Annotated in this window: 15 protein-coding genes; 9 read left to right on the top strand and 6 right to left on the bottom strand. The window is 43.7% G+C overall.

Going from position 1 to position 16,414, the window contains the following annotated elements; all coding sequences use genetic code 11:
* Positions 1-6 precede the first annotated feature (6 nt).
* The gene (locus A0128_RS19635) at positions 7-957 is read left to right on the top strand and encodes a P-loop NTPase family protein (protein WP_156781941.1); all 951 of its coding nucleotides are present in this window, start codon (positions 7-9) and stop codon (positions 955-957) included.
* A gap of 412 nt (positions 958-1,369) precedes the next feature.
* A complete protein-coding gene (locus A0128_RS19625; RefSeq protein WP_069609469.1) occupies positions 1,370-3,166 on the top strand; it encodes a transglutaminase-like domain-containing protein in 1,797 nt (598 codons plus the stop codon).
* An 84-nt stretch (positions 3,167-3,250) separates the two neighbouring features.
* Here the strand turns inward: A0128_RS19625 and A0128_RS19620 are convergent, their stop codons facing one another.
* Positions 3,251-3,787, bottom strand: coding sequence for a DUF1564 domain-containing protein (locus A0128_RS19620; RefSeq protein WP_069609840.1), 537 nt, complete (start codon positions 3,785-3,787; stop codon positions 3,251-3,253).
* Positions 3,788-3,933: 146 nt separating this feature from the next.
* Here A0128_RS19620 and A0128_RS19615 point away from each other — a divergent pair, with 146 nt between their 5' ends.
* The gene (locus A0128_RS19615) at positions 3,934-5,118 is read left to right on the top strand and encodes an ankyrin repeat domain-containing protein (RefSeq protein ID WP_245667268.1); all 1,185 of its coding nucleotides are present in this window, start codon (positions 3,934-3,936) and stop codon (positions 5,116-5,118) included.
* Positions 5,119-5,122: 4 nt separating this feature from the next.
* Here the strand turns inward: A0128_RS19615 and A0128_RS19610 are convergent, their stop codons facing one another.
* Positions 5,123-5,773: an NADPH-dependent F420 reductase gene (locus tag A0128_RS19610; protein WP_069609467.1), complete on the bottom strand. Its 651-nt coding sequence runs from the start codon at positions 5,771-5,773 to the stop codon at positions 5,123-5,125.
* A 316-nt stretch (positions 5,774-6,089) separates the two neighbouring features.
* On the opposite strand from A0128_RS19610, the gene A0128_RS19605 reads away from it, so the two are divergent.
* Positions 6,090-6,599, top strand: coding sequence for a hypothetical protein (locus A0128_RS19605; protein WP_069609466.1), 510 nt, complete (start codon positions 6,090-6,092; stop codon positions 6,597-6,599).
* Positions 6,600-6,816: 217 nt separating this feature from the next.
* Positions 6,817-7,632 (top strand): acyl-CoA desaturase, encoded by an 816-nt coding sequence (locus tag A0128_RS19600; protein ID WP_069609465.1) that lies wholly within the window; start codon positions 6,817-6,819, stop codon positions 7,630-7,632.
* A 432-nt stretch (positions 7,633-8,064) separates the two neighbouring features.
* On the opposite strand, the gene A0128_RS19595 is transcribed toward A0128_RS19600, so the two are convergent.
* On the bottom strand, positions 8,065-8,538 hold the full coding sequence (locus A0128_RS19595; RefSeq protein ID WP_069609464.1) for a hypothetical protein: 474 nt from the start codon (positions 8,536-8,538) through the stop codon (positions 8,065-8,067).
* Positions 8,535-9,455, bottom strand: coding sequence for an ATP-binding protein (locus tag A0128_RS19590; RefSeq protein ID WP_069609463.1), 921 nt, complete (start codon positions 9,453-9,455; stop codon positions 8,535-8,537). The genes A0128_RS19595 and A0128_RS19590 overlap by 4 nt, the downstream gene beginning before the upstream one ends.
* A 239-nt stretch (positions 9,456-9,694) precedes the next feature.
* Here A0128_RS19590 and A0128_RS19585 point away from each other — a divergent pair, with 239 nt between their 5' ends.
* The 3 genes from A0128_RS19585 (at position 9,695) to A0128_RS19570 (ending at position 13,577) form a co-directional block, all read left to right on the top strand.
* Complete coding sequence (locus A0128_RS19585; RefSeq protein ID WP_069609839.1) at positions 9,695-12,094, top strand: SpoIIE family protein phosphatase; 2,400 nt, start codon at positions 9,695-9,697, stop codon at positions 12,092-12,094.
* A 242-nt stretch (positions 12,095-12,336) separates the two neighbouring features.
* The gene (locus A0128_RS19575) at positions 12,337-13,236 is read left to right on the top strand and encodes an NAD(+)/NADH kinase (protein ID WP_069609838.1); all 900 of its coding nucleotides are present in this window, start codon (positions 12,337-12,339) and stop codon (positions 13,234-13,236) included.
* Positions 13,233-13,577: an STAS domain-containing protein gene (locus A0128_RS19570; protein WP_069609461.1), complete on the top strand. Its 345-nt coding sequence runs from the start codon at positions 13,233-13,235 to the stop codon at positions 13,575-13,577. The genes A0128_RS19575 and A0128_RS19570 overlap by 4 nt, the downstream gene beginning before the upstream one ends.
* A gap of 7 nt (positions 13,578-13,584) precedes the next feature.
* Here the strand turns inward: A0128_RS19570 and A0128_RS19565 are convergent, their stop codons facing one another.
* Complete coding sequence (locus tag A0128_RS19565) at positions 13,585-15,216, bottom strand: PhoX family protein (RefSeq protein WP_069609460.1); 1,632 nt, start codon at positions 15,214-15,216, stop codon at positions 13,585-13,587.
* Positions 15,217-15,342: 126 nt separating this feature from the next.
* Here A0128_RS19565 and A0128_RS19560 point away from each other — a divergent pair, with 126 nt between their 5' ends.
* Positions 15,343-15,843: a hypothetical protein gene (locus A0128_RS19560; RefSeq protein ID WP_069609459.1), complete on the top strand. Its 501-nt coding sequence runs from the start codon at positions 15,343-15,345 to the stop codon at positions 15,841-15,843.
* Here A0128_RS19560 and A0128_RS19555 read toward each other — a convergent pair.
* The gene (locus tag A0128_RS19555) at positions 15,824-16,399 is read right to left on the bottom strand and encodes a hypothetical protein (RefSeq protein WP_069609458.1); all 576 of its coding nucleotides are present in this window, start codon (positions 16,397-16,399) and stop codon (positions 15,824-15,826) included. The two genes, A0128_RS19560 and A0128_RS19555, sit on opposite strands and share 20 nt — an antisense overlap.
* Positions 16,400-16,414 lie beyond the last annotated feature (15 nt).

Raw genomic sequence — 16,414 nt, 5'->3', positions numbered from 1 at the left:
ATGTCTGTGAATCCATCTAAGACAGAACTCGCGGAACTCATCGAGGGTGCGCGAGAGGGAGAAAAATTTCCTCTCGCGAAACTCATCTCCGGTCTAGAAAGAACCGACTCTTTTGAATTCAGAAAAAATCTTTTTGAAGAACTCTACAATCGAGGTTTGACCGGAAGAAATTCTTTGACCATCGGTTTTACAGGAACTCCGGGCGCGGGAAAGTCTTCCTTACTCGGAGAACTCGCGACTCAATTCTTAAAAGAAAAAAACGAAGAGACGATGGCGATCGTTGCGATCGATCCTTCGAGTCATATCTCGGGCGGTTCCCTTTTGGGAGATCGAACCAGGCTTTCTCTTCCGGCGAGAGAAAAAAGAATCTACTTTCGTTCCCAACCGAGCCAACTCGAACTCGGAGGAGTCAATCCTTACACGTATCACGTCATACGTCTTTTGCGTTGTTTTTTTCGTTATGTCTTTATTGAAACCGTCGGGATCGGGCAAAACGAAATCGAAGTCTCCAAGCTCACGGATCTTTCCTTTCTCGTCTTGCAACCGTTAGGCGGGGATCAGGTTCAGTTTATGAAGAGTGGAATTATGGAAGTTCCGGATTCTTTTATTTTGAACAAATGTGACGAAGAACAACTCGCGAATTCGAGCTATCACATGTTGATTACAACTCTGGAATTCTTAAAAGATATGATGCCGGGAAAAAATCTTCCTCCCGTTTTTAAAACTTCCACAAAAACAAAGGTCGGGATCGTAGAACTTCTGGAATTTATTCGAAAAGCAGTTCCTTCCGGAGATCGTTCGAAAGAAACTCTTCTTCAACTCAAAAAATGGATCAAGAACGACTACGGAAACTTCGGTCTAAGATTGATCGAAAATCTTCCCTACTCCAGCTCCACAAATTTTGAAATCTTAGAATCTCTTGCCCTGGATGAAATCAAAAGACATCTGAAAGCCTGAGTTCGCGTTGTCGCTCTTTCTGATTATCAAGGGCTGCTTTGAAAATTTCGGATTCGATGTTTCGGAAGTCGAAAGGCAACGATCGAAAATTCTTTCCAAGCGGGTCCTCTGAATTCTTTTTATTTTAGAATTTGGATCGGCCTTTCATCTTTTCCAAAATCTGTAAGTGTGGGAACTCCTCCGTTTTCAATCTACGGAAAGAATCTCCGGAGGTCGTTAAAAAGAGCGAAATGGTAAGAGGCTTGTAGGAACTCTTACAGATTCTCTTTTCGGTTTTAGAGAGAAGCTCTTTGTTTCGATACGATTTTGCGGTCGATCGTTTTGGATTTTGGCGGTTCGATTTTTTGTTAGATTCCCGTTTTTAGAATTTTGAAAAGTTGGAATCAAAGCTTTGTTCGAGTCGGATCCTGTCATGTCCTTCAAAACTCGTTTTCCACTTTTCATTCTTGGTTTGGCCTTTGCGACCGCCCCTCTTTTTTCTCAGTCCGCCTATCCGGTATTAGGCTGGGAGACCGTTGAAAAAGAAGATTATACAGAGATCGTTCCTCCGTCTATCGATGAAAAAGTCCGGAGTTTTCAAGGAGCCTTGATCGCGGGGAATTGGCTTTTTTGGCCCGCGATTCTTCCGGGTGAAAATGGAAAAGAAAGTCACGGTTTGATTCTGCGAAATCTTAAAAACGGAGATTCGAAGCGAATCGATTTCGGAGAACCGGTTCGAGGTTTGGCTTGGGACAAGGTTAAGAATCAAGTCTATGCGAGATTGAAAAAGGAAATCGCAGTAATCGATATCGATTCTTTCGAAGTCAAGAGAAGGGTTCCATTCCCCGCGACGAACTCCGGTTGGACGTCCATCGGTTTTTTTCAGGAAAAACTTTTCGGGATCCAGGGAAACACATTCACTTTTTATGATAAAGAAAACGGAAACGAGATCGAAAGTAAGAACGTTCCTATTACAAAAATCGCTCAGGCTTATGCCTGCTCCGATAAGGAAATTTTTCTCTGGAACAACGACGGAGATTCTAATCTCCATTCTTACAATCCGATTCTAAACTCCATACGAGATCGTTTTTCGGTTAAGATCGACGGAAAACTGGCTCCTAAGTTGGCCTGTCGAGGAAACGACTTCGCGTTGATGGATCCGGATAAAGGATATTATCAAAATCTAATCAAGATCGGAAACCAGTTTTATCCCGTCGTCGCTGGAAACCAGATTCTCAAAGGGAATCTGAGTTATCGTTTTGCTCCGAAGAAAGAAAAAATTTCATTCTCCATTACGGTTACTGCGAAGGAGAAGGATTCTCCGGAATCCGAAATCGCGGTTGCGATTCCTCCTAAAGAAACAGCATCGCAGATTCTAAGCGAAGAATCCGTTACAAAGTTCGGCTCCTTTCAGGAAGACGCGCAAGGAAATCGAACTCTGTTTGTAAAAATTCCCACCTTATCCGCTGGTCAGTCTTGGACGGAAGTCGTCTATTCCGCGAAGATCGCAAGATTCAATCTGGACTCCGGACTCTCCAATTTCAAAACTTCTTGGGAGGATTGGAAGGTCGATCGGAAGTGGAATCAATTCTTAGAAGATAAATCGGTCTATTTGATCAACGATCCAGGAATCACTTCCGTTCGCGATCAACTCAAATCGGAGACGGCAAGTGTGGAAGGTTATATCCAAGCGGTCTATAAACATATCACGAAAAATCTGGTCTACAAACAAGACGGTCGTTTCGACGCGGCGCCCAACGTTCTTCAAAACGGTCACGGTTCTTGCACCGAACACAGTTACGCTCAGATCGCCCTCTTGAGAAGCGCCGGGATTCCTGCGAGGCTCGCTTGGAACTGGCTTCCGGTTTCTACGAAGGTGGAACTAAATCATAAGATTGCGGAAGTCTGGCACCCGTCCTTCGGTTGGATTCCGATGGAACCTCTTTCTTCTCCGAGGACAAGAGCGGGCCTGACATATGCAAAACATATTATATTCGCAGTTTTGAATTCTCCTTCACATTCGATTATCAAAGGCGGAGACGTCTTGTCGAATTTTACAAAACCTTCGGGTGGCGCTTCCAGGTCCTTGGAGATCGAGTTGTCTTCGGATGATTCGATTTCTTCGAGAAATCTTTTGGAGAGTGATTCTTCTTGGGAAGATTCTTATCCTAAGGTGAAACCGATTTTGAACAGAGTTCTTTTGAGAGGTGAGGAGAGAAGCGTCGAGTAATGTTCGTGGGGAGGTGAGGGGCTCGAAGTGGGTTCGAGTCCTTGAGGGGTTGGGGCGGTTTGTTTTTGCGAGTTTGGGTTGACGTTAGGCGCTGTTGGGCTGCAGGTGATAGGGGAAAGTGTCCGTCATTGGGTTTGGTTCGAAGTCCAGTTCTCGTGAGATGAGATTTTGTCGTAAATCGAGCGTCCAGATCATTCTGTAGGACCCGTGAAACTTAGGAACTCCTTGGTTTAAAGTTTCCACGACAGAATCTCCGACTCCAACGTCGTCTAACCAAAGCATATAATTAAAAAGATAACACCTCGAAACCCCATGTGCGACCGCAAGAGCCCCCAAAACAGCCCAAGCCCCGGTATTCACTCGAATACTCATCTTCTTCATTTTCCCGACGCCCCGATTGTATTTAATCTTCCCCGCTCTCCAATGCAATCTCTTCAGACAACTCACATACTTCGTATATTTCCTTAAAAGATACGGGAGCTTTCTCCGAAGAATTCTCTTTTCATCGGCGCTTAACACATCCCAGTAGGAAAGCGGAATCAGAATCGAGTCGGTTCCTAACTCACCTTCGATCAACGCAGATTGAATCTTATTTTCCGAACTTAAAAAAAGAATATCCATACCCGGAACGGTTCCCAATCCACTTCTCGACGATTCCAATTTTAGAATTTTTTTTCTCACCGGAAACATTTTTAAGACCTACTTCTCCTTGACATTGGAAATTTCTTTCTTACATTACTTCCTCTATGAATCTTACAAAGATCCTCTTGCTCACCTTTCTTGCCCTACCGATTCTTTCCGAAGGCGAACATCCCAACCATGCAATCGGAGAATCCCTCCTCAAAATATCAAAGCGCGCCAACTTACCGGACGCGGCAATTTCCGGAAACGGATATAAGGCAGTCGCCTTGGTCGGAGACGTGGACGGAGACAATGGACCCGGCACGTTAGGATATATTAAGAATATGCAAGAAGTGACAAAGGTTCTTAAATCTCGCGGAGTACAAGTCGCCGAATTTTATAGCCCGCGAACACCTTGGGAACAAATCAAAGAGGCAATCAAAGGTGCGAACATCGTCCTCTATGCGGGACACGGAATCGGAAGTAATCTTACCAACTCCCCTTTTCATCAGAAATACGTGGGGGGATTTGCGTTAAAGGGAAAATTTGTTTCCAATGACGAGGTGGAGAATTCTCTAAAGCCGGCCCAGGGCGCGGTGGTTCTCTTTCTCGGTGCTTGTTTCACCGCGGGAAACATGGCTTATGATATGGGAGTCATAGACGCTGAGGAAACAAAATATAGAGTTTCTATGTATTCGGCTCCATTTTTAAAGGCAGGCTTTCAAGGATATTATGCGACATGGGCGCCTTGGACGGCGCAGAGTATCATCGCGGATCTTTTTACGGGAAAGAATTTCGGAGGAGTCTATGACACACAGACAAAACTCTCCGAAGTTACAAAGCTGGATCATCCTGAATTCTCCGGCGGAAAACTTTTTTATCATAGGGGCGTTCAAGAAGCCAAAGTGATTTTCGACTACGCATTCGCCGGGAACCCGAACGGAAAACTTTCCAACCAAACGACCACTGAAGAAACAAAACCCGCGAACAATCCCGTTTCTTTGACTCCGGAGGAACAAACCTCCAAAAACAATGCCCTCATCAAGGCAGCATATAAGAAGGATTTGAAAACGGCGCTCCGTTTGTTAAGCGAAGGCGCTGATCCGAATACGGAAAGTAAGGGCTGGAGAATTCTTCATCTTTCCGTTTACTTCGATCTTCCCGAACTCACAAAAATTCTTCTGGAGAAAAAAGCGGATCCGAACTACCAAGTGGACGGTTACACGGCGCTATCATTAGCAACCGCTTATGAACGAACTGCGATCATACCGCTTCTCGAAGCGGCGGGAGGAACAAAATCCAGATCCGCTTCGAGTAAACCCAAACCCTAATCGTTTATTTTAAGAGTTTAAACGCGTGTGTCCAAGACTGTGATAAGAATCCGGGGATACACCAGAGAATACAAAGCGGTTCGATCGCACGAGCCGCTTCGACCTTCCCCATATCTTCCGTTTCCCAGCCGAAAGTATCCAAGATTTCTTTTGTTTGTTTTTTTGCGTTCTCTTCATTCCCGCAGATAAACATACTCGGTTTTCCACCTTTCAGTTGAGGATCCACCATCAAAGAACTACCGACCGAGCTGAAACACTTTACAAAATTCGCCTTCGGATATTCTTTCTGGATTTGCTCCATAAGAGATTCGTTATACGATGTAAAAAAATTCAAAACTCCGTTAACAGGCGCTTGATCTCCGATCGGATTTGTAGTATCGAGGATCGTCTTACCGTCTAAGGAATCACCTCCTGCAAGTTTTAAAACTTCCTTCGCAGCGTTTCCTTTCGAAGCTAGGACGAGAATTTCACCGAACTTCGCGGCTTCCGCAAAGGAACCGACCGAAGCTCCCTTGTCCGCCTTGGACAACCAGTCTTTGAGTTTTTCGGGATCTCTCGTTCCGATTTTTACTTCCGCTCCATACTTAAGGAATCCGTTGGCTAAAGTCTGCCCGACAATTCCTGATCCTAAAATTCCGATCTTCTTTCCCTTCATAACGTCTCCGTTTTAAAATCAATTTTTTTGTAGAATGGTTACAAACAAGATAAACCGATTTACCCGCCGCTCTTCGAGCGGCGGGTTCGATTCTAAAATTACAAAAGCCTTCTCACTTAGACGCCCTTATATCCGATCCTCGCCCCGAGAAAGACTCCGTTCTTATAAAAAACGAAACTTCCAAATTTGGAAAATATTTGTTTCCTCAAAACGGGAGGCGTTTGAATCTTGATCCTTGGAATTGGCAGATCAACCAAATTCTAATCTATAATATTCTGAATTCAATTGAGAATACAACTTTGACAAGGAGTCAAAAATGAAAAAAAAGTTCCATTCTGTAACCGCGATTCTCGTACTCGCGCTTTCACTTAGTTTCCTCCCTACTCTTCTCTTCGCAGAAGAAGACGCGCACTACATTCAACCGGACGATTTTTTTATCACCAAAGAAGAATTTAAGAATCAAGCTTGGATTCATGTTCATCTCGCCAAACAACTAACGCCACCTTCTCCTAAGACTAAAAATGAAGCCGAGTTTTTGCAAGTTCACGACGGGAATAAGGTATGGACGAAGTTCTTTTACTCAACTGAAATCGCAAAACAAAACGATCTCAAAATCGGAGCGATCGTAATTATGGCCGATCTTGGAACAGAAGACGGTTACCGCGCCGTAGAAAGTAAAGAAGAAGCGCGCACTTGCCAGTGGTTTATCGCGAAAGTAACCGATGTTTCCGATCTCTACAAGGGAATCATTACCGTTTCCGGCGGTTATAAAATCAAAGTCGATGGGATTCGTGTTCCTGTAAAAACGATTCACAAAGGAAAATAACCCGTCTTCAAAGGGATCGTTTCTCTAAAAAGCCGGGCTTTTCTCGGCTTTTTTACTTCCTGCTAAAACGACATCTTCTTCAAAACCTCTTCATTTTTAGCTGAAAACCGATTTTTTAGAACCTTTCCAGATTCTTTTTTTGGAAAATTTCAAAACTTTTCTGCAACAAGCTCCCATCATCCGGCTCCAACTTTCTACAATAGGAGCTAATATTTCAATGGCAATCATTCTTACATTCTTCTTTGCACACTGGTTTTTATCAGCGTTTGCTCAGTCCTTCTTTCTTCACAGATATGCCGCTCACGCGATGTTTAAGATGAACAAGTTCTGGGAAAAATTCTTTTATATTTTTACCTGTGTGGCTCAAGGTTCTTCCTTTTTAAATCCTCGCGCCTATGCGATCATGCATAGACAACACCACGCTTACAGCGATACGGCAAAAGATCCGCATTCTCCGATCGCTTCCAAAGGTTTTTTGGATATGATGTGGAAAACGGCGCTCAACTACGAATCGATCTTGGATGAAAAAGCGAACGTAGAAAAAGACTTTCGAGGAAATTATCCCCAGTGGCCTGCGATCGATAAGCTCAGCGATTCTTGGCCGTTTCGTTTAATCTGCGGAACTCTTTATACGTTATTCTATCTTTACTTTGTTCCTGCGGGTCAGTATGGGTGGTATCTTTTACTTCCGATTCACTGGTTGATGGGACCGATTCACGGAGCGATCGTAAACTGGTGCGGACATATGTATGGTTATAGAAACCATAAAGAAAATCCGGATCATTCGATGAACACTCTCTTCGTGGATTTTTTGATCGCTGGAGAATTGTATCAGAACAATCATCACGCGCATCCAAATTCTCCGAACTTTGCATTTCGTTGGTTTGAATTGGATCTAACCTATCAAGTAATGAAGGTCCTACATCTTTTGAAAATCATCAAAATCCAAAGAGCGGTTTGGACCGAAAAAGGAAAAAAAATTCTCCGCGGATCCGATGTGATCGTAGATCCGTCTCCCAGCGTAGCCGCTTAAAAATTGCTCCTATTACAAGCCCGCCTTCGGCGGGCTTTTCATTTTATAACCCACTTTCTTATTTAGAACTTGTTCCGAAACAAGAAGCCGCTTTTACAACTCGCAGTGGTTCGTAATAGAAAACGCTGGAGTTCCTACAAATACATGGTATAGCATAATGAACGTTTTAACAGACTTCTTTTGTTAAATTCTTATTGGAGTTCCCACACCCTGAAGACTTTTAGGGTAAGATCTTAAATCAAATCTGGGGATCGAAACATCTTTCTTGGTGTCAATGCACCGATCGATTCTTCCGACAAACGAATTCACCGAAAAAAACTACTTGTAAACGGACTTCAAGTCGGTCTGACATAAAACTAGGGAAAAACTTCGCCTTTGCACGAAGACCAAAAGTAGGAACTCACACTTTCAAAATGGTCTTTCAAAAAGATCCTATTCCAAATTCTCCAGATCTTTTAGAACTTCTTCTTCGTAATTTTTTTTGAGGACTTCGAGAAAGTTTTCGGGGAGAGAGATCTTATCGTTTAAGACGAGGGAAAACAATTCGTTTAACAATTTCTTTTCTTCAAAACCGGTAAAAAGCCATTCTAAAAGTTCCAGAGCCAGATCCAACTTTCCTTCGGAAGCGATCATCATCCTAAATTCCTTTTTGATTTCCTCCGTCTTTCCGGCTTTTAAAAAACCGCGAATCTTTTCCGGATAAAGATTCATCAGAGTTTGTTTTTTGGCGTTGGGGGTGAATACAAAATCCTTTTGATCCGGCGGAAGATGGGAACGCACCGCTTCTTCCGCGAGGTCCGGGGAAACATTCAATTCTTTTAATGTTTTAAAAATGACTTCTCCGAGTAGAAAATCCTGGAAAGGATGAAACGGAAAACCAGCTCCCGAAGAAGGATCGGAACTCATTCCTTTTCGATCTCCACTTGTTTGCGGACCTTTTCAAACAAGTTCTCCAATTCTCCGGGTGTAAATTCACGGGTCGGCTCAAAAGAACAAAACACGGCTCTGTAATACTTATCCTTATGCACGAGATAGAATCCGGCTTCTTCCATTATGGTTCTGAGTTTGGTTTCTCTGGAAGCGGTGACTACGATCGTCACCGAAGACAACTTGCTCTTTCTGTGATCGATATGAAAATAACAAAGGGCTTCTTCCGGATCCAGACGATCGATTTCTTCTTTGATCTCGTCGAAGCTCGTTACGTCTCTCGGCCCCTTTGGATCTCTATAATTGATCAAAACCCTTTTGAAATAATGGACCTTATTACCTTCCGGAGTGATTTCTACGCCGTTCAAGACCCTTCTTTCGTCCGCGAGTTCTTTCATCAAAAACTCTCCCCTACCCCGAGAACTTTCTATATCAAAGAGTTCGGAGGAAAAATCCCCTTTTTTTACGTTCTCGTTGATCTGAGAAAGAGTGTATTTCATCCCGGGTTTCATCTCGTGTTTGAAAGACATCTTAAAAAACGGATTTACTACTTCATTATGTAATTCTAATTCGATTTCGGCGTATTTTCCCTGTCCGTGTTCCACGATATTTTGCGTGGCCTCGGTTGCGATGATCCGGATCGTATCCGGATCCAATCCGGCTAACGACGAATAACGGTGCACGAAATTTTTAATCTCGTATAGGGTTCCCAAACTTTCGTCGATCCTTCCTCGGATCTCGTTCTCGACGATTTCTTCTCGAAAAATTCTCGCGTAATATCTTACGCTGGCCATTCCCTTTTTTAAATAAGGGGACTGAGCCGTGTTTTCGATTTGCCGTTTGAGTTTTTTGTTTTCATCTTCTAATTCTTGAATTCGTTTCTCTTCTGGGGACATAAAGCTCTTTATTTCTGTAACGAGATTTTCACATTCCCGATCTGAAAACCGGGGGATTTCTAAACTACCTTCCACTGCTATGGGTTCAAGTGATAATTCACTTTCTATGCTGAAAAAACAAATTGAGCCCGTTTACACCTTTAGAGTTTTTTTTCGAACAGGCTCGATCCCATTGAAAAAGTTCTCAACATTTTAAATCGAATGAGTTGAGTTCCATCTCGAACCCGAGCGAGTCTTTTATGAGTTTCCGACAAAAAATATTTTTAATCCTCAGCGCAAGTCAGTTGTTCCTTGTTCTCATTCTCGCGTTTACTTTCATCCAGATGATCGACCGAGTCAAGAACGAACCTCAGGACAAACGTGCCTTCGACAAATCCGTAGACTTTCAAAAAGAACTCAGGCATAAGGAAGAAACGATTCGTTTTATGCTGAAGGAACTAGAACGAAATTCGAAAACACTTTCGATCTTAGAATCCGGTTCCAACAACCGCGCTCTCTTGGATTCTCAAAGAGAATACTTTCTCGGGATTATGAAACAATACGACCTCTCGATCTTTGAAGTGATCTCTTCTTCCGGAAAGGTAGTCTATCGTTTTCACAGACCCGCGGATTTCGGAGACGATAAGTCCAAACAGAAGATCGTGCAAGAAGCGCTTAACGGTAAGATCGCATCCACTCTCGAACTCGGTCACAGCGGCCTCGGACTTCGTGTAACGTCGCCTCTGCGAAACGGTTCCTTGGTGTTAGTGGGACAAGTCGTGGATCAAAAGTTCACGGAGAATATCACCGGGTCTACGGACGTCCACATGGCGATCTATGAAAAGGACAAACAGATCTCCGTCTCCGGCGATCAAATCCAAAATTATCTAAAAAATCATCCGCTCACCGTTCTCAAAAACGGTTCCCGTTTCGCCTTTGACGGAAAGTATTACTACCTCACGAGAATTCCATACGAGAACAAAGGCCTTACCAATCTTGCACTTGAATTCGTTCTTATGATCGACGAAACGGAACTTCATACAACGACTCAAAATCTCTGGATCTATTGCGGTCTTTTGGCCCTTTCGATCTTTATAGGAATTCTTCTCGTATCGTATCTTTTTTCGAGAGATATCATCAACGCCGTAAAAGCGTTGAACTTTGCGATGAAAAATCCTTCCGAAGACGAAACGACGATCATCGACTTAGATCGTACGGACGAACTCGGTCAGATGGGAGAGGTTTTTGTTCACATGAAAAAAGAACTCCTGGATCACCAGCTTTCTCTGGAAAGAAAGGTTGAAGAAAAAACCCAGGAGCTTCAGGACACTCTGAGCGAAGTCCAAGCCTTAAAAGAAAAACAGGACGGAGATTATTATCTCACGTCGCTTCTCATTCAACCTCTGACGGCTCTTCGTTATTCCGATGAAAACACAAAGATAGAATCCATTCTCAAGCAAAAAAAAGAATTCCAGTTTCGTACGAAGAATTCGGAGATCGGAGGAGATCTCTGTTCCATCCAAGAAATCACTCTGATGGGAAAGGATTATCTCGTGATTCTCAACGCGGACGCGATGGGAAAATCGATCCAAGGCGCCGGCGGAGCGTTGGTGATGGGAACCGTGTTTAAGGCCATCATCACAAGAACCCAACTCTCTCGTTCCAATCAGAAAAAAACTCCTGAGAAATGGTTAAAGGACTGTTATACGGAACTCCAGAACGTCTTTGTCACGTTCGACGGAAGTATGCTCGTTTCCGCGGTCATCGCGTTATTCGATCAGGAAACGGGAGCCTTGTATTCGATCAACGCGGAACATCCTTGGATGGTTCTCTACAGAGACGGAAAGGCGAATTTTCTCGATCACGAACTTCTCCTCCGCAAGATCGGTTTTACCGAAAACGCTCCGGAGCCGATCATCCGAGTTTTTAAACTCGAACCGAACGATTTCGTTTTTATCGGTTCGGACGGAAGAGACGATCTCCTTTTAAAAAGACCCGGATCGGAAGAAACGTTTATGAACGAGGACGAAACCCTATTCTTAAGATTGGTCGAACTTGCAAACGGGGATCTCGGAGATCTGGAAAAGCTCCTCCATCACGCGGGAGAAATCACAGACGATCTTTCCATTATGAAAATTGCATATAAAACCGAAGCCGAACTTCCACTTCAAAAAATTCCTTCCGCAGGAGACGAATACAATCGCCTTGTAAAGGAAGGAATTCAGGAAATTCGAAAAAAGAATCTGACGGTCACCCGAGAACTTTTTGAAAAGGCGCTTGCGATCAGCGACGCGGATCCGGGACTTTTCAAACAACTCGCGAGAATTTGTATCAACCAAAAGGATTTTTCCGCGGCGGCGGGTTATTCCGAAAGTTACGTGACTAAATTCCCGTTCGATAACGAATTCTTATATTACACTTCTTTTACGTTGCGGAAGATCAAAGAATATTCGAAAGCGATCGAATTCTCCGAAAGACTTCGTTCCCGCGAACCGGAAAATATCCGCAATCTAAAACATCTCGTGGAACTCTACAGACTCGTCGGGAATCGTTCCAAGTTTCGGTTTATCATGACAAACTTAAAGGCCCTCGTCGCGGAAAAAGAAGCAAGAGACGAAGACTACGATCAGGATATTTCTTCGGAAACGATCTTGGTTTAACACGGACTCCTACGTTCGATTCTTCCCGATCCGTTTTTTGGAAAGAATCGAACGACCTCTAAAACAAAAAACGTCTCGAATACAAAACGTCCTCGGATCCTCGGGGAACGCCCTGTAAAAAATTCTTCTTTCCCAAAGAAGTTTCTCGCGGAAAGCCGCGTCTTTTCCAACGAGAACAAAAGATCGAAAGGTCCGAAAAATGGGTTTCTGTTTTCAAACGGATCTTGTATTTGGATCATTCAATGGCTTTGGAGAGATTACAGTCTGTCAAACGAGTCCTCATTTTAGGAAAACGAACCAAGTTCGAATTGGATTTGGAAGAATGGGGTTCTCACGAAATTCTTGAAAAAATCTATAAACTCCAGAACGATTCTTTTTCCAAAATTCACGAATCCCATCTCAGACAGGTCTCCAATCGAGAAACTCTCATACAACTCTTTCCCGAAAGCACCTTTATCTTTCGTGAATCTATGGAAGAATTTCCGCCTTCCTCTTACGACCTCGTAATCGCTCTCGGAGGCGACAATCATTTTACCTATGTGGCGCATCACGCAGTCGATACTCTCGTCCTAGGATGTAATTCCGACCCTCCTACGTCCGTGGGCGCCCTCCTTTCTTTTCACGTCGAAGACATCCAGGACGCCCTGAAAACCGGTTGGAAAAACGCAAGGATTGAAGAATGGCCCTTAATCGAAGTTAAGATCCATTATCCGGACGGAAGAAAGGTCAGCACTCTACAGGGAATCAGCGAGATTTCGATCCGAAACAACAGCCCCGATCTTACGAGCCGATTTTTTATTTGCCACGGGAAAGAGATGGAAGAACAGAAATGTTCCGGGTTACTTGTCTATACGGGCGCGGGTTCCACGGGTTGGGTTATGTCCTGTGAAAACAAGGATACAAGTTTTGACAAACAATCTCCCGTTTTTAAAGTCTATTGTAGAGAGCTTCGGAAAAAGGAACACACCCGCTATACTCTGGACCATTTTACGGTCACGGATAGTTTTAGTTTAATTTCCGAAATGAAGGGCGGAATTTCGATCGATTCACTTGCGGAAACGATTTACGATTTTCCCCCCGGCGCAAAAGCTGATTTTAAACTCTCTGAAAAAAAATTACATGTAGTGGTTCGTAAATTATGAGTCAATTGAACATCAAAACAAAAGAGACATCTGCGGGAATTTACGTTTATTCACTCGATGGGAGACTGGACGAAAGCAGCTTTTCAGATTTTAAAAATGAAATCATCGATCCTCCGCATCCGGACGTCGTGATTCTCAACCTCGCCGAATTAAAATATATTTCCAGCTCCGGAATCCGAGCCATCTTCGAACTCAGAAACAAACTTTCAAACGAAAGTAAAAAACTGCTTCTGACCGAGGCTTCCGATAAGGTCATTCAGATCTTCAACCTTCTGGGTTTATGGAAACCTTTCACACATCTGGAATCCGAAGCGGAAGCGATTGAAGTCGCCAAAAAATAAATCCGATCTACTTTAGATAAATTGCAATTACCCCGGACTTCGGTATCGAATTCCCACCGTGAGGCCAGTGACTCGTGGGATTTTGATAGTCCTTTGTAGTTTCTCCGGGATGTTGCACCGAAACAAATAATTCCTTTTCATCGGGGGTAAACCAGAGCCCTGTGAGTTCGGCTCCGATCGGGGCCGAAGCAAATTGAAAGGCCTTCCCCGATTCCGGTCCCGTGGTCGGAATTACAAACATTCCGTTATTGCCAAATTTCTTATATACGGAACGATTTAGATTCTTCTGAGAAACGTCGGTAACCATCCAAAGATTTCCCTGTTTGTCAAACGCGAGATTGTCGGGAGCAGCAAATCCGGATCCGCGTCCACCTGCGGCAAAAACCTCAAAATCAAATTCTAATCCGGCGTGATTCCCCGATTTTTCCTGGATTCGTACGATTTGTCCGAAAAGATTTCCGTGAGAATCGTTGTTCGTCATTGCGATAAAAACGGTTCCGTCGATCGGATGAATCTCGATGTCTTCCGGCCGATCCATCGGAGTCGCTCCGCAAATTTTTGCCGCGTCCCTGCAATAGACAAGAACGTCAGCCTGGGACGTAAATCGTGCCTTACCGTTTTCTAATTTAGAATTTCTTAATACTTCATTAGTTTCCAGATCCAGAGAAATCCAAATGCCTTTTTCAAAATTGGCCGCGTAGAGAATCCCTTCTTCCAAAAGGCTCGAGTTCCCGGCTCCCAAAGATGGATCATAAGAATTCTTTGATATATATTTATAGACAAATTGATCCCTCGCGTCGTCGCCCATATAGACGACGAGTTTCCCTTCCGGCGAAAGAACCAAGGCCGCGTTTTCATGCGAGAATCTTCCGAGCGCGGTGTGTTTTACGGGAGTGGACTTTGGATCAAACGGATCGACTTCGATCACCCATCCGTAGTGGGTTTCATTCGGAAGTTTACAAGGTTCGATCACCCACTCCACGTTTTCTTCGCAAGAAAGAATCGTGTTCCAGAATGTCGTTCCTCCCGCGCAGTTGGCAAAGGTTCCGAAGGCACGATTGGTATTTCCAAGCGCGGGACTTCCCGCCCCGGGCCCCGTCAGACGAAACTCGGTGAGGCCGTTGATTCTTCTTCCGTATTTTGAATCCGGAGACATCTTCCATTCTCCGTTCTCTTTGGAGACTCTCAAAACGGAACCGCCTAACGCATACAAATACTGTTCGATCTGTTTGTCAGTTCTTAGATTCGGTCCTTGTTTCTGACTATCATAACCGTTTACGTAGTATTCTAAAACTCCGAGGGTTTCGTGATTGTTCCAGAGAAGTCCGCTGTTCTTCTTTCCGTTAAACGGAAGATAACAATTGAAGTCCGAATTAAAACCGAAAGTATCTCCTTGCGGATTGATACGGTCTCCGAAGAGCGCGATCGTACTGTATCTATATCCTTCGGGAAGGATCAAAGAATCTTGGTCGCTCGCGGAGATCGGTTTAAACTTAGGAAAAGAATTTTTGACCGATGGAATGGAAGGTTTGTTATGAGTGCGTTTGCCGGAACCAAAAAGGCTGCCGGACTTTGCAAGAGCGAGCGCTCCGATTCCCTTCCCTAAGTATTCTAAAAACTGGGATCGAGTCAGTGTCATACGTCTAAGTTTTCAGAAACTACAACGATCGCCATCCTGAATTTCTCGATCAGTTCCTATTTTATCTGGTTGTAATAATCGGAAGGAATTGGAAACTATCTGACAGAACTTGATTCTTTTCCTTTCATGAATTCATCTTCCTATTCAACTCCGTTTTATAAAATTCTTTTCGTACTCGGATTGGGTTCGATCCTGTTCTTTCTTCCTTTTTATCTCGTTGTCTCAGGAGAAAATAAACATCTAGATCAAGTCTATCAGAGCCTGAGAGAACCGGGCGCGACCGTATTCGGAACGTTAACGGAATCCGTTCGAGTGGAAAAATCAGGCAAACGGGCTTATCTCGTTTCTTATCGAGTTCCGGACGAATCCGGAAAACTCCACGAGATCACCGAGCAAGTGGATGAAAATCTCTACCAAAGACTTAGGGTTGGAGATAGTATCGAAATACGCAGAAAAACTTTCGAGACCTTCGGTAAGATCCGAGTTTTAGCAAGAATCAAAAAGAATTCTCTTTTTATAAACGACTTCGACTTTTTGGAAATCTTCGCACTGACCGGGCTTTGCTTTTCGGGAATCCTGATTTTGACAGGAATCTATTATCGAATTTTTAAGGGTCGGGCAGCTTGATAAAGAACGGATTTTCTTTCTTAAAAATCAGCTGAACCTGATACGGCTCCATTACGTAACGAGCCGGATTCATATCGTAGGAAATATAACAAAAGTATTTATCATATATTACGATATACATATATTCTTTAAACTTGATATGCTGCATCTGATTTTTGATTCCGCGCATCCAGATAGAATCCGGTTGGGCGCGTTCGTAACGAATGCTCGATGCATTGATCTGTTTTAGATATTCGCGGGGGGTTTCCGGCTCTCTTCTTCTGAGTTCCAGCTTGAAAGAACGGATAAGATTGTATTCTAATTTTGCTTTTTCTAACGCGTCGACGTCCGGGATCGTTCGGAAATAGTATTCGTAGTATTCCTTGTCGAGGGAAGCCGCGTTTTTGTGGGAGTCCCCGCTTTCTTCCGGGGCCTTTGAAATCGGAGCCGATATGGGAGCGGAAGGTTCCTCAGCATAAACGATTCCCGAAAGAATCAAAAAGGTGAAGAGAAGTTGTACCCGAAATCGGTCCATAAAACGCACATTATATGTATCGGACCGACTTCGGAATTCCAAGCTTTTTTTCCTGAT

It is taken from the genome of Leptospira tipperaryensis (assembly GCF_001729245.1).
Taxonomy (GTDB): Bacteria; Spirochaetota; Leptospiria; order Leptospirales; family Leptospiraceae; genus Leptospira; species Leptospira tipperaryensis.
The sequence above is the reverse complement of the archived record's forward strand: the minus strand, read 5'-3'. Positions and strand labels throughout refer to the sequence as shown.

Bases quoted from the DNA above. Each gene is read 5' to 3' on its own strand.
- A0128_RS19625 (WP_069609469.1), top strand. From the start codon at position 1,370: ATGTCCTTCAAAACTCGTTTTCCACTTTTCATTCTTGGTTTGGCCTTT.
- A0128_RS19620 (WP_069609840.1), bottom strand. From the start codon at position 3,787: ATGGATATTCTTTTTTTAAGTTCGGAAAATAAGATTCAATCTGCGTTG.
- A0128_RS19610 (WP_069609467.1), bottom strand. From the start codon at position 5,773: ATGAAGGGAAAGAAGATCGGAATTTTAGGATCAGGAATTGTCGGGCAG.
- A0128_RS19605 (WP_069609466.1), top strand. From the start codon at position 6,090: ATGAAAAAAAAGTTCCATTCTGTAACCGCGATTCTCGTACTCGCGCTT.
- A0128_RS19600 (WP_069609465.1), top strand. From the start codon at position 6,817: ATGGCAATCATTCTTACATTCTTCTTTGCACACTGGTTTTTATCAGCG.
- A0128_RS19595 (WP_069609464.1), bottom strand. From the start codon at position 8,538: ATGAGTTCCGATCCTTCTTCGGGAGCTGGTTTTCCGTTTCATCCTTTC.
- A0128_RS19590 (WP_069609463.1), bottom strand. From the start codon at position 9,455: ATGTCCCCAGAAGAGAAACGAATTCAAGAATTAGAAGATGAAAACAAA.
- A0128_RS19585 (WP_069609839.1), top strand. From the start codon at position 9,695: ATGAGTTTCCGACAAAAAATATTTTTAATCCTCAGCGCAAGTCAGTTG.
- A0128_RS19575 (WP_069609838.1), top strand. From the start codon at position 12,337: ATGGCTTTGGAGAGATTACAGTCTGTCAAACGAGTCCTCATTTTAGGA.
- A0128_RS19570 (WP_069609461.1), top strand. From the start codon at position 13,233: ATGAGTCAATTGAACATCAAAACAAAAGAGACATCTGCGGGAATTTAC.
- A0128_RS19565 (WP_069609460.1), bottom strand. From the start codon at position 15,216: ATGACACTGACTCGATCCCAGTTTTTAGAATACTTAGGGAAGGGAATC.
- A0128_RS19560 (WP_069609459.1), top strand. From the start codon at position 15,343: ATGAATTCATCTTCCTATTCAACTCCGTTTTATAAAATTCTTTTCGTA.